The sequence below is a fragment of the Pseudomonas sp. NPDC089758 genome, from assembly GCF_044748705.1.
Classification (GTDB): Bacteria; Pseudomonadota; Gammaproteobacteria; order Pseudomonadales; family Pseudomonadaceae; genus Aquipseudomonas; species Aquipseudomonas putida_X.
Window position 1 is genome coordinate 71,146 of the sequence record NZ_JBIVGN010000003.1, and the last position, 12,063, is coordinate 83,208.

A 12,063-nucleotide genomic window follows, 5' to 3' on the forward strand; every position below is an offset into this window, starting at 1 on the left:
TGAGGCCGGTGATGCCCCATGGCGTCACCGGCCGACGGAGCGAACCATGAGTAAAGTCGATTTCTACATCCTGCCCACCGACTCGCTGTCGGCACGGCTGGATTTCGCCTGCAAGCTGTGCGAGAAGGCATGGCGCCTCGGGCACCGGGTCTACCTGCATTGCCAGGATGCCGAACAGCGCAGCGAGCTGGACCAACGCCTGTGGCAGTTCAAAGGCGAAGCGTTCGTACCCCACGACCTGGCAGAGGCCCACGCTGACGCCACCGTGGCCTTGGGTCTGGCCGACAACGCCGGCGAGCACCGGGATCTGCTGATAAACCTGGGCGCTGCTGTGCCCGGCTTTGTCGGGCAATTCGAGCGGGTTGCCGAAATCGTCGTCGAGCAAGCGGATATCCGCCAATCGGCCCGCGAACGATTCCGTTTCTACCGCGAACAGGGCTATGCTCTGCAAGACCACCGCTTACAGCGACTTTGACGACGATGGACAAGCCTTCCGCCCTACCCGATTCCGCCCACCTGCTTGACGACCTCGAGTCGATTCGCCAGCTGCTGGGCGACGCCGACCTGCAACCACCGCTGCTCACCGAGACGGTGGAGCAGATTCCGCTGCTGCTCGATACCCCGGCCGGCAACACCCTGCCAGCACCTGAGGCGGCTGCCGCACCGGCCGAAGCGGACCCCGAAGAAAACCCGCAGACCCGCCGCCAGGACACCCTGCTGCACCTGGAAGCCGAGCTGCGCGCCGCAGCGCAATTGATCATGCAGGACGTGATCAACGACTTCACCCCGCATATCGAAACCGAGATCAAGCGCCGGCTCGATGCGCGTATCGAGCGGCTGATCAAGCGCTCTGAGTAAGCCTTGCCAAACGCGGCGGATTCTTCGCGGGTTTACCCCGTGAAGAGTGCCCATAGGTCTTGCAGCTTGTCGCTTGAAGCTCGCAGCTCCGTTATACTTCCCGGCTTTCCCGAATAAATGCACAGGGTCCCGCCGCGCATGGATAAGACCTACCAGCCGCACGCCATCGAAACTTCCTGGTACAACACCTGGGAGTCCGAGAACTATTTCGCTCCACAAGGTGCAGGTGAGTCCTACACCATCATGATCCCGCCACCGAACGTGACGGGCAGCCTGCACATGGGCCACGGTTTCAACAACGCGATCATGGACGCTCTGATCCGTTTCCGTCGCATGCAAGGCCGCGACACCCTGTGGCAGCCAGGTACCGACCACGCCGGTATCGCCACCCAGATGCTGGTCGAGCGCCAGCTCGAAGCCAAGGGCCAGAACCGTCACGACCTCGGCCGTGAAGCCTTCCTGGACAAGGTCTGGGAATGGAAAGAGCAGTCCGGCGGCAATATCAGCCGGCAGATCCGTCGCCTGGGCTCGTCGGTGGACTGGAGCCGCGAACGCTTCACCATGGATGACGGCCTGTCCGAAGCGGTCAAGGAAGCCTTCGTACGCCTGCATGAAGACGGCCTGATCTACCGTGGCAAGCGCCTGGTCAACTGGGACACCAAGCTGCACACGGCCATCTCCGACCTCGAAGTGGAAAACCATGACGAGAAAGGCCACCTGTGGAACCTGCGTTACCCGCTGGCCGACGGCGCCAGGACTGCCGATGGCCAGGATTACCTGGTGGTCGCCACCACTCGCCCGGAAACCCTGCTGGGCGATGCGGCGGTAGCGGTCAACCCGAACGATGAGCGCTACCAGGCCCTGATCGGCAAGTTCGTCGAATTGCCGCTGGTCGGCCGCCGCATCCCGATCATCGCCGATGACTACTGCGACCCCGAGTTCGGCACTGGCTGCGTGAAGATCACCCCGGCCCACGACTTCAATGACTATGAAGTCGGCAAGCGCCACAACCTGCCGCTGCTCAACATCTTCGACAAGAACGCCCTGGTGCTGCCCGCCGCCCAGGCTTTCAACCTCGATGGCAGCGTCAATGAGCAGGCGGACACCCGCCTGCCCGCCCAGTACGCAGGCCTGGACCGGTTCGTCGCGCGCAAGCAGATCGTCGCCGACCTGGACGCTCAGGGCCTGCTGGTCAGCATCGACGACCATGCGCTGAAAGTCCCCAAAGGCGACCGCTCCGGCACCATCATCGAGCCGTGGCTGACCGACCAGTGGTACGTTTCCACCAAGCCGTTGGCCGAACCTGCGATTGCCGCCGTTGAAGATGGCCGCATCCAGTTCGTGCCCAAGCAGTACGAAAACATGTATTTCTCCTGGATGCGCGACATCCAGGATTGGTGCATCAGCCGTCAGCTGTGGTGGGGCCACCGGATCCCGGCGTGGTACGACGAGGCCGGCCAGGTCTATGTCGGCCGCAACGAAGCCGAAGTGCGCACCAAGCACAACCTGGGCGCCGACGTGGTACTGCGCCAGGACGACGACGTGCTCGACACCTGGTTCAGCTCGGGCCTGTGGACCTTCTCCACCCTGGGCTGGCCGGAACAGACCGAATTCCTCAAGAAATTCCACTCCACCGACGTGCTGGTCACTGGCTTTGACATCATCTTCTTCTGGGTTGCCCGGATGATCATGCTGACCATGCACCTGATCAAGAACGAGGATGGCACCCCGCAGGTCCCGTTCAAGACCGTGTATGTGCACGGCCTGGTACGTGACGGCCAGGGCCAGAAGATGTCCAAGTCCAAGGGCAACGTGCTCGACCCACTGGACATCGTTGACGGCATCACCCTGGACGCCCTGCTGGAAAAACGCACCAGCGGCATGATGCAGCCCAAGCTGGCCGAGAAGATCGCCAAGCAGACCAAAGCCGAGTTCCCCGAGGGCATCGCCAGCTACGGCACCGACGCCCTGCGCTTCACCTTCTGCTCGCTGGCCTCCACTGGCCGCGACATCAAGTTCGACATGGGCCGCGTCGAAGGCTATCGCAACTTCTGCAACAAGATCTGGAACGCCGCCCGCTATGTGCTGGACAAAGGCGAGGACTGCGGGCAGAACGGCGAAGCCTGCGAGCTGTCGCTTGCCGACCGCTGGATCATCTCGCAGCTGCAACGCACCGAAGCCGAAGTGACCCGCCAGCTCGAGCAGTTCCGTTTCGACCTGGCCAGCCAAGCCCTGTACGAGTTCATCTGGAACCAGTACTGCGACTGGTACCTGGAACTGTCCAAGCCGGTACTGTGGGACGAAAACGCTCCGGTAGAGCGCGCCCGCGGCACCCGTCGCACCTTGGTGCGCGTGCTGGAAGTGGCGCTGCGCCTGGCTCATCCGTTCATGCCGTTCATCACCGAAGAAATCTGGCAGCGCATCGCGCCGCTGGCAGGCATCAACGGCAAGACCATCATGCTGCAGCCGTGGCCAGTGGCCAACGAAAGCCGCATCGATGCCGCCGCCGAAGGCGATATCGAATGGCTCAAGGAACTGATGGTCGGCCTGCGTAACATCCGCGCCGAAATGAACATCGGCCCGGGCAAGCCCCTGCCACTGTTCCTGAAGAACGCCAACGCCGACGACCAGCGCCGCCTGCAGGAAAACGAAGCCCTGCTCAAGAAGCTGGCCAAGGTCGAGTCGTTCACCGTGCTCGGCGAGGCTGAAGAAGCGCCGCTGTCGGCCACTGCACTGGTGGGCGATCTGCAGGTGCTGGTACCGATGGCTGGCCTGATCGACAAAGACGCCGAGCTGGCTCGCCTGAACAAGGAAATCCAGCGCCTGCAAGGTGAAGTGCAACGCGTCGGCGGCAAGCTGTCGAATGCTGCCTTCGTCGACAAGGCACCGCCTGCGGTGATCGAGAAGGAGCGCGCCAAGCTGGCAGAGGCCGAGCAGGCCCTGGCCAACTTCACCGAACAGCATGCGCGGATCGCTGCGCTGTAACCTAAAGTGAAGCCATCGCGGGCTGCTGTGGCAGCCCATCGCCGGCATGCCGGCTCCAACACGTACAGTGGTGTACCTGGGGGAGCCGGCTTGCCGGCGATGCTTTTTCAGGACACCCACCATGACCCAGAAACCCACCCTGCACCCGCGCAACCGCCATCAGGGGCGCTACGACTTCCCCAGCCTGATCAAGGCCCACCCGGACCTGGCTCGCTTCACCATCACCAACCCTCACGGTAAACCCAGCATCGACTTCGCCAACCCCGAAGCCGTGCGGGTGTTCAACCGCGCCTTGCTCAAGGCCCAGTACGGCATCCAGCACTGGGACATTCCCGCCGATTACCTGTGCCCGCCGATACCGGGCCGCGCCGACTACATTCACGTCGCCGCCGACCTGCTGGCCGAGGACAACGCAGGTGAAGTGCCCAAAGGCGCTCAGGTGCGCGCCCTGGACATTGGCGTGGGTGCCAACTGCATCTACCCGCTGCTCGGCCACAGCGATTACCGCTGGCGTTTCCTTGGCTCGGACATCGACCCAGTGGCACTGGCCTCGGCCAAGGCCATCGTTCAGGCCAACACGCTGAGCAAGGCCATCGCACTGCGCCAACAGAACGATCCCAAGCTCATTCTCGGCGGCCTGCTGGAGGAAGACGAACGCTTCGACCTGACCTTGTGCAACCCGCCCTTCCACGCCTCCCGCGACGAAGCCACCCGCGGTAGCCAGCGCAAGTGGAAGAACCTCGGTAAACAGGACCCCAAGCGCAAGCTGCCCGTGCTCAACTTCGGCGGGCAGAACAACGAGCTGTGGTGTGAAGGTGGCGAGATCCGCTTCGTCAGCCAGCTGGTAGGCGAAAGCGTGCAGTACGCCTTGCAGGTATTGTGGTTCACCAGCCTGGTGTCCAAGGCCAGCAACCTGCCGGGCATCGAAGCGGCGCTGAAAAAAGCCGGGGCCAAGGCCGTACGCATCGTTGAGATGGGCCAGGGGCAGAAACAAAGCCGTATGGTTGCGTGGAGCTTCCACGACCATGGCCAACGCCAGGCCTGGAATGCCCGACGCAAATCACAGGCATGAAAAAACCGCGCCCGGGCAAGCCGGGCGCGGTTTCGTCAATGCATCAACGAATTACTTGTTGATAGCGTCGGTCAGCGACTTGGCCGGCACGAACTTGACGACTTTCTTGGCAGCGATTTCGATGGCGGCGCCAGTCGAAGGGTTGCGGCCGGTACGGGCAGGACGCTCGGAGACTTTCAGCTTGCCGATGCCTGGCAGAGTGATTTCAGCGCCGTTTTCCAGCTGGTCGGCAACGATCTGGCCCAGTTGCTCCAGAGCGTTTTTGGCGGTGGCTTTCGGCTGAGCGATCGACTCGGCGATATCGGCAATCAGTTGGTCTTTGGTCAATGCCATGGTGGTGTTCCTTCCCTATCAAATTCAGTGGTTATGCAGCGCTCTACGACGTTATCGGGCCAGCCCCTGAAGTCTGGAGGGCCGCGCCAATCGGGCATGTAGATGCACAAATCGGCGTTTGGTTCGACACGGCGCAAGTGCGCTGCCAGCAATGCGCCACCCGAGGTGCGCAAGACCGCGCAAAGCTACCACAGGAATGGATAAATATCCGCTGCTCGCTTCAATTTAGTGCAGGTTTTTCGGGGGTTTTAGCCAAATTCGCTAAAAATTGAACAAAAAAACAACAACCGGCATTTCTGCCAACATCCGGCCACTGCATCACCTGCCGTCTGCGGTAAACTTCCCCACTTTTGCAGCGCGGCGCCTGGCCGCCCACGACTGACCGAGAATTCCATGCCAATCCGTCATTGCATCGTTCACCTGATCGACAAGAAGCCCGATGGCAGCCCCGCCGTGCTCCACGCACGGGATACCGAGCTGGGTGCATCGGACGCTATCGAAAACCTGCTGGCCGACCTCAACGACAGCTACAACGCCAAGCAGGGCAAAGCCTGGGGCTTCTTCCACGGTGAATCCGGCGCCTACCCGCTGAGCGGCTGGCTCAAGCAGTACCTGGAAGAAGAAAAGGACTTTGCCGCCTTCAGCCGCGTTGCCGTTGAGCATCTGCAAAAACTGATGGAAGAATCCAACCTGTCCACTGGCGGCCACATCCTGTTCGCCCACTACCAGCAAGGCATGACCGACTACCTGGCCATCGCTCTGCTGCACCACAGCGAAGGCGTGGCGGTGAATGCCGAGCTGGATGTGACGCCTTCGCGGCACCTGGACCTGGGCCAATTGCACCTGGCGGCACGTATCAACTTGTCGGAGTGGAAGAACAACCAGAACTCCAAGCAGTACATCTCGTTCATCAAGGGCAAGAATGGCAAGAAGGTTTCGGATTACTTCCGTGACTTCATCGGCTGCCAGGAAGGCGTCGACGGCCCAGGCGAAACCCGTACCCTGCTCAAGGCGTTCAGCGACTTCGTTGAAAGCGAGGACCTGCCGGAAGAAGCCGCACGCGAAAAGACCCAGACCCTGGTCGACTACGCCACCACCCAGACCAAACTGGGCGAGCCGGTAACCTTGGAAGAGCTGTCCAGCCTGATCGACGAAGACCGCCCCAAGGCCTTCTACGACCATATCCGCAACAAGGACTACGGCCTGTCGCCAGAGATCCCGGCGGACAAACGTACCCTCAATCAGTTCCGCCGCTTCACCGGGCGTGCCGAAGGCCTGTCGATCAGCTTCGAAGCGCATCTGCTGGGGGACAAGGTGGAGTATGACGAGGCGGCGGGTACACTGATCATCAAAGGCCTGCCGACGCAGCTGGTGGACCAGCTCAAGCGCCGCAAGGACTGATCAACCGTTGGCATAGGAGGCGACCAACGCCTCCTTGGCTGCCTTGCGCAACTTCTTCACCAGGCGCTCCTGGCGCAATGCCTCGCCCTTGTCGGGCCATTGCTCGACGTAGACCAGCGCCTGTGCCGGGCTGGTCTTGAAATACCGCGCCCCCTGCCCCTTCTGATGCGCCACGAAACGCCGCTGCGGATCATCACTGACGCCGCAGTACAGCGAACCATTGGCAGCCCGCACCAGGTAGACATACCAAGGTTTGCAGATGGGTTTTTCCGATACGTCGCTCACGATGCTTGTGCCTGGCTGCGAAGCGCACAGCTTAACCGCTCAGTTCGCCTGCTGAAACGCACGCAGCCCTTTGAATGCCTGCTGGCGCACTTTGTTCTGCAGCATGGGCGACCACCCCAGCAACACACCGGGGGCACCCAACGCCTGACGCGACCAGCGCCACAGGTCGAAGCTGTCGTCGTGCTGGCAGATCAACCCGTCGCGGATGACGAAGCGCGCCTGAATATCGTTGACCACGGTACGGCCAGTCTGGCTGAACAGGTACGTCGCCACCCAATGTGCGCAGGCGCTGCGCTCGTCTGCGCGGACATGGTCGAATGTCAGAGAGAAATCCTTGGCCCGTGTGGTGAGCATCCGCCACATGTCACCGGCATCACGGCCGCGCAGGGTACCGAAAACCGGGTCACTGAAGACAATGTCCTCGCTGTAGCAAGCTACCATCGCTTCAGCGTCCAGGCGCTGGAAAGCTTGATAGAAGCGGGTGATCAGGTCACGGTTGGCGTCGCTCATGGGCAGGCCCGTCCTGGGAATGGAAAGCTGCACGATAATCTGTGGGCAGCGGCAATGCCATGCCCATTTGCAACGTGAATGCAGGCTGGATCACTGCCCGCCTCAAAGCCTTTCGCTGCTCACGTTGACATGCCGCGCCCGCCCCGCCCCAAGGCCGAACACGATGGCACCCACGCCCAGCACGGCAAAGATCCAGCCCACGGCGGCCCAGCCGCCCGTCATGTCATGCACCAACCCCACGGCAAAGGGGCCCATCGAGGCAAGGGTATAGCCCACGCCCTGGGCCATGCTCGACAGGTTGGCCGCCACGTGAGCGTCTTTGGAGCGCAGCACGATCAGCGTCAGCGCCAAGGCAAACGTACCGCCCTGCCCCAGCCCCAGCAGCACCGCCCAACCCCACAGGCCAGACAGCGGCGCATACAGGCAACCGAACAGGCCGGCGAGGGTGATGAGCATGACCAGTACGATTGCCAACCGCTGGTCTTTGCCCCGTGTGGCCAGCCAGGGCGCACTCAGCGAGCTGACCAGTTGCACGATCACCGAACCGGAGAGCACCAGGCCCGCCTCGGTCGGGCTCAGGCCACGGCCGATGAGGATAGAGGGCAACCAGCCGAACACGATGTACGCCAGCGATGACTGCAGGCCCATGTACAGGGTTACCTGCCAGGCCAGCGGATCACGCCATAGCCCTTTCACCCGGTAAGCCACCTTGTGCATGCCGTGCCCTTGGCGCGCCTGGGGCAACCAGACCAGCATGGCCAGCAATGCCGGGATCATCCAGAAACCCAGGCCCAAGGCCCAACTGCCATGCAAATGCTCGGTCAGCGGTACCGTGGCGCCTGCCGCCATGGCTGCGCCCAGACAAAGGGCCATGGTGTAGACCCCCGTCAAGGTGCCGGCGTGGCTGGGAAAATCACGCTTGACGATACCAGGCAACAGCACGCCGATGATGCCAATGCTGGCGCCGGCCATGATGCTGCCAAGAAATACCCCGGTGGTACCCAACGCACTGCGCAGCACGATGCCCAGCGCCAGCGTCAGCAAGATGCCGAGGATCACCCGCTCGCTGCCCCAGCGCCGCGCAAGCAGCGGTGCAAGGGGCGCGAACAGCCCCAGGCAGAGCACTGGCAGGGTCGTCAGCAGCCCCGCTTCAGAGGCACTGAGGCCAAGGCTTTCACTGACCAGGCCAAGTACCGGGGCCATGCTGGACAGCGCCGGGCGCAGGTTCAAGGCAACCAGTACCAGGCCCAACAACAGCAACCAGGGCCGCTGCAGTACCACAGGCTGGCCCTGCACTTGCGCATCATCGGCTTCGGCATCGATCAGCAGTTCATCCAGCTCGCGCTCGCGGGCAGGTGTGTCACGGGTCATTGGTTCAGCCATGGCCTTCTCGTGGTCAGGATTCGATGAGGGTCCGGCTCAGGCACTTGGCCCGCTCCGGATCGCGTTGTTCGATGGCGTCGAGGATCTGCCCATGCAGATCGAAGGTGGCCTGGCAGCGCGGGACAGTGGCCATGTTGTGCTGCAACGCGGCAGCCACGACACCCGAGAAATAGCGATACAGCTCGCTTAGCGCCGGGTTGTGAGCAGCGTCGATAAGGCGTTGATGAAACGCCAGGTCGCAACTGACATAAGCATCCACATCACCATGAAAATGTTCGGCGCTGCCCTGCAACGCGATGCGCAAGGCACGCAAGTCGTCGTCGGTGCGGCGCAGTGCTGCCAAGCCTATCGCCTCGGTTTCCAGGATGTGCCGCGTTTCCCTCGCCTGCTCCAGCGTGCAGCGCGACATTGCCTGGACCGCCTGCAGTGGGTCCAGGCAGGTACGCAGGTAACTGCCGTCGCCCTGGCGGATTTCCACCAGCCCACTGAAGGCGAGCACGCGCATGGCCTCACGCACGGTATTGCGGCTGATGCCCAATTCCAGGGCCAGCTCCGGCTCGGTCGGCAAACGCTGCCCTACTCGCCAGTCACCTTGGAGAATGCGCTCACGCATGCGCTCCACCGCGAGCTCGACCAAGGATCGCTTGGCCAATTCATTGCCCATGCTATTCAACCAATCATCCGACGAATTTGCGTATGTTAAGCCAGCGTGGATAGCAGATCAAATCAGCGCGCCGGCCAAACCAAAGGGGCCGCAGTGCGGCCCCTTTGGGTATCAGTTCAACGCGTCGATCAGCGCTTGGTTCATGTCTGGCGTACCGATGGTGATACGCAGGAACTGAGCAATCCGCTGTTGTTTGAAGTGGCGCACAATCACACCTTGCTCACGCAGGCGCGCCGCCAGCTGCGCCGCATCCTCCTGCGGGTGGCGGGCGAAGATGAAATTAGCCGCCGATGGCAGCACCTCGAAGCCCTTGGCAGTCAACTGTTCAACCAGTGCCTCACGGCTTTCGATCACCTTGCGGCAGGTGTCTTCGAAGTACGCCTGGTCCTCGAACGCTGCAGCAGCGCCGACGATCGCCATGCGGTCCAGCGGGTAGGAGTTGAAGCTGTTCTTGATCCGCTCCAGCGCCTCGATGAGGTCTGGGTGCCCTACCGCCAGGCCGACCCGCAGGCCGGCCAGCGAGCGCGACTTGGACAAGGTCTGGGTCACCAGCAGGTTGTCGTAGCGGTTAACCAGGCTGATCGCCGTCTGGCCACCAAAGTCGATATAGGCTTCATCCACCACCACCACCGAGTCGCGGTTGGCCTGCAACAACTGCTCGATTGCCTGCAGCGGCAACAGGCAACCAGTCGGCGCATTCGGGTTGGGGAAGATGATCCCGGCATTGGGCTTTTGGTAGTCCTCGACACGGATCTGGAACTGGTCATCCAGCGCCACAGGCTCGAACGGGATGCCATACAGGCCGCAGTACACGGGGTAAAAGCTGTAGCTGATGTCCGGGAACAACAGCGGGCCGCCGTGCTGGAACAGGCCGTGGAAAATGTGCGCCAGCACCTCGTCCGAGCCGTTGCCCACGAACACCTGCCCAGTGGTAACGCTGTAATACTCGGCCACCGCCTGCTTGAGCCGGTCACCATTGGGGTCCGGGTACAAGCGCAGGTTGTCGTTCAGCTCGCCGCGCATGGCCTCCAGGGCCTTGGGCGACGGCCCATAGGGGTTTTCGTTGGTGTTGAGCTTGACCAACCGGGCCAGCTTGGGCTGCTCACCGGGGACGTAAGGCACCAGGTCCTTGACGAAGGGGCTCCAGAATCGACTCATGCTCAGTTCCCCTTGTCTTGGGTCAGGATACGGTATTCGGCGCTGCGGGCGTGGGCGGTCAGGGACTCGCCACGGGCCAGGACCGAGGCGGTGTGGCCCAGCTCGGAAGCGCCCTGCTCGGAGCAGAAGATGATCGACGAACGCTTCTGGAAGTCATAAACACCCAGTGGCGACGAGAAACGCGCGGTACCGGACGTCGGCAGCACATGGTTGGGGCCGGCGCAGTAGTCGCCGAGCGCCTCGCTGGTGTGGCGGCCCATGAAGATAGCGCCGGCGTGACGGATCTGCCCCAGCCAGGCCTGCGGATCGGCGACCGACAGTTCCAGGTGTTCAGGGGCGATACGATTGGCCACCTCGATGGCTTGCTGCATGTCGCGCACCTGGATCAACGCGCCCCGGCCATTGATCGATTTCTCGATGATCTCGGCGCGCTCCATGGTTGGCATCAGCTTGTCGATACTGGCGGCCACACGGTCGAGGAACTCGGCATCCGGGCTGACCAGGATGGCCTGGGCGTCTTCGTCGTGTTCGGCCTGGGAGAACAGGTCCATGGCGATCCAGTCGGGGTCCGTCTGGCCGTCACACACCACGAGGATTTCCGAAGGGCCGGCGATCATGTCGATACCGACCTGGCCAAACACATGACGCTTGGCGGTGGCCACGTAGATGTTGCCTGGGCCGACGATCTTGTCCACCTGGGGCACGCTCTCGGTGCCATAGGCCAGGGCCGCGACTGCTTGAGCACCACCCACGGTGAACACGCGGTCGACACCCGCAATGCAGGCAGCAGCCAGTACCAGCTCGTTGACTTCACCGCGCGGCGTCGGCACCACCATGACCACTTCAGCCACACCTGCGACCTTGGCCGGGATGGCGTTCATCAGTACCGACGAGGGGTAGGACGCTTTACCGCCAGGTACATACAAGCCGGCGCGATCGAGCGGGGTCACCTTCTGACCCAATACGGTACCGTCGGCCTCGGTGTACTGCCAGGAGTCCTGCTTCTGCCGCTCGTGGTAGATACGCACGCGCTCGGCGGCTTTCTCAAGGGCTGTACGCTGGGCGTCGGTAATGCGGGTCAGGGCCAGTTCCAGGCGCTCGCGACCCAGGATCAGGTCATCGATGCTGTTGGCGGCAACGCCGTCGAAACGCTGGGTGAATTCCACCAGCGCCGCATCGCCGCGCTCACGCACGGCCTTGATGATGTCGAGCACGCGCTGGTTGACCGCGTCATCGGACACACTTTCCCAGCTCAGCAGATGATCCAGATGTCGGGCGAAATCCGGATCAGCGGCGTTGAGACGGGCAATTGCAGTGGACACGGTCATGGCGAGGGCCTCGATTATTAGCGAATGCTCAGGCGCCCTAGGCTACCAGTCCATCCGCGCGGGCACCCGAGAAAAGTGGCTATGAC

12 protein-coding genes are annotated in these 12,063 nt (G+C 62.4%); 5 read left to right on the forward strand and 7 right to left on the reverse strand.

What is annotated here, in order from left to right:
• The first annotated feature begins 46 nt into the window (after positions 1–46).
• The 4 genes from ACIPZH_RS04940 to rlmF all read left to right on the forward strand — a co-directional run bounded on the left by ACIPZH_RS04940 (position 47) and on the right by rlmF (position 4,915).
• A complete protein-coding gene (locus tag ACIPZH_RS04940) occupies positions 47–475 on the forward strand; it encodes a DNA polymerase III subunit chi (protein ID WP_241804255.1) in 429 nt (142 codons plus the stop codon).
• A gap of 5 nt (positions 476–480) precedes the next feature.
• Positions 481–858: a DNA polymerase III subunit chi gene (locus ACIPZH_RS04945; protein WP_400626152.1), complete on the forward strand. Its 378-nt coding sequence runs from the start codon at positions 481–483 to the stop codon at positions 856–858.
• 138 nt (positions 859–996) lie between these two features.
• Positions 997–3,843: a valine--tRNA ligase gene (locus tag ACIPZH_RS04950; protein ID WP_267818475.1), complete on the forward strand. Its 2,847-nt coding sequence runs from the start codon at positions 997–999 to the stop codon at positions 3,841–3,843.
• Between the two features lie 121 nt (positions 3,844–3,964).
• Positions 3,965–4,915 carry a 23S rRNA (adenine(1618)-N(6))-methyltransferase RlmF gene (gene rlmF, locus ACIPZH_RS04955; protein ID WP_267818477.1) on the forward strand — a complete coding sequence of 317 codons (951 nt, stop codon included), beginning with the start codon at positions 3,965–3,967 and terminating at the stop codon, positions 4,913–4,915.
• Between the two features lie 51 nt (positions 4,916–4,966).
• Here the strand turns inward: rlmF and ACIPZH_RS04960 are convergent, their stop codons facing one another.
• Positions 4,967–5,248, reverse strand: a complete 282-nt coding sequence (locus ACIPZH_RS04960) for an HU family DNA-binding protein (RefSeq protein WP_012316055.1) — start codon at positions 5,246–5,248, stop codon at positions 4,967–4,969.
• Positions 5,249–5,641: 393 nt separating this feature from the next.
• On the opposite strand from ACIPZH_RS04960, the gene yejK reads away from it, so the two are divergent.
• On the forward strand, positions 5,642–6,649 hold the full coding sequence (gene yejK, locus ACIPZH_RS04965) for a nucleoid-associated protein YejK (RefSeq protein ID WP_267818479.1): 1,008 nt from the start codon (positions 5,642–5,644) through the stop codon (positions 6,647–6,649).
• Here the strand turns inward: yejK and ACIPZH_RS04970 are convergent, their stop codons facing one another.
• From ACIPZH_RS04970 to hisD, 6 genes are all read right to left on the reverse strand, one after another.
• Positions 6,650–6,937, reverse strand: a complete 288-nt coding sequence (locus ACIPZH_RS04970) for a GIY-YIG nuclease family protein (RefSeq protein WP_400626367.1) — start codon at positions 6,935–6,937, stop codon at positions 6,650–6,652.
• 36 nt (positions 6,938–6,973) lie between these two features.
• Positions 6,974–7,444 carry a nuclear transport factor 2 family protein gene (locus tag ACIPZH_RS04975; protein ID WP_400635393.1) on the reverse strand — a complete coding sequence of 157 codons (471 nt, stop codon included), beginning with the start codon at positions 7,442–7,444 and terminating at the stop codon, positions 6,974–6,976.
• Between the two features lie 102 nt (positions 7,445–7,546).
• A complete protein-coding gene (locus ACIPZH_RS04980) occupies positions 7,547–8,827 on the reverse strand; it encodes an MFS transporter (protein WP_241804248.1) in 1,281 nt (426 codons plus the stop codon).
• 13 nt (positions 8,828–8,840) lie between these two features.
• Positions 8,841–9,491 carry a FadR/GntR family transcriptional regulator gene (locus ACIPZH_RS04985; RefSeq protein WP_241804247.1) on the reverse strand — a complete coding sequence of 217 codons (651 nt, stop codon included), beginning with the start codon at positions 9,489–9,491 and terminating at the stop codon, positions 8,841–8,843.
• A 111-nt stretch (positions 9,492–9,602) separates the two neighbouring features.
• Positions 9,603–10,649, reverse strand: coding sequence for a histidinol-phosphate transaminase (gene hisC, locus ACIPZH_RS04990; RefSeq protein ID WP_400635395.1), 1,047 nt, complete (start codon positions 10,647–10,649; stop codon positions 9,603–9,605).
• 2 nt (positions 10,650–10,651) lie between these two features.
• Positions 10,652–11,977 (reverse strand): histidinol dehydrogenase, encoded by a 1,326-nt coding sequence (gene hisD, locus ACIPZH_RS04995; RefSeq protein WP_400635397.1) that lies wholly within the window; start codon positions 11,975–11,977, stop codon positions 10,652–10,654.
• Between the last annotated feature and the right edge of the window lie 86 nt (positions 11,978–12,063).

Excerpts from the sequence above, each read along its gene's own strand:
- ACIPZH_RS04940 (WP_241804255.1), top strand. The coding sequence starts at position 47 with ATGAGTAAAGTCGATTTCTACATCCTGCCCACCGACTCGCTGTCGGCA.
- ACIPZH_RS04945 (WP_400626152.1), top strand. The coding sequence starts at position 481 with ATGGACAAGCCTTCCGCCCTACCCGATTCCGCCCACCTGCTTGACGAC.
- ACIPZH_RS04950 (WP_267818475.1), top strand. The coding sequence starts at position 997 with ATGGATAAGACCTACCAGCCGCACGCCATCGAAACTTCCTGGTACAAC.
- rlmF (WP_267818477.1), top strand. The coding sequence starts at position 3,965 with ATGACCCAGAAACCCACCCTGCACCCGCGCAACCGCCATCAGGGGCGC.
- ACIPZH_RS04960 (WP_012316055.1), bottom strand. The coding sequence starts at position 5,248 with ATGGCATTGACCAAAGACCAACTGATTGCCGATATCGCCGAGTCGATC.
- yejK (WP_267818479.1), top strand. The coding sequence starts at position 5,642 with ATGCCAATCCGTCATTGCATCGTTCACCTGATCGACAAGAAGCCCGAT.
- ACIPZH_RS04975 (WP_400635393.1), bottom strand. The coding sequence starts at position 7,444 with ATGAGCGACGCCAACCGTGACCTGATCACCCGCTTCTATCAAGCTTTC.
- ACIPZH_RS04980 (WP_241804248.1), bottom strand. The coding sequence starts at position 8,827 with ATGGCTGAACCAATGACCCGTGACACACCTGCCCGCGAGCGCGAGCTG.
- ACIPZH_RS04985 (WP_241804247.1), bottom strand. The coding sequence starts at position 9,491 with ATGGGCAATGAATTGGCCAAGCGATCCTTGGTCGAGCTCGCGGTGGAG.
- hisC (WP_400635395.1), bottom strand. The coding sequence starts at position 10,649 with ATGAGTCGATTCTGGAGCCCCTTCGTCAAGGACCTGGTGCCTTACGTC.
- hisD (WP_400635397.1), bottom strand. The coding sequence starts at position 11,977 with ATGACCGTGTCCACTGCAATTGCCCGTCTCAACGCCGCTGATCCGGAT.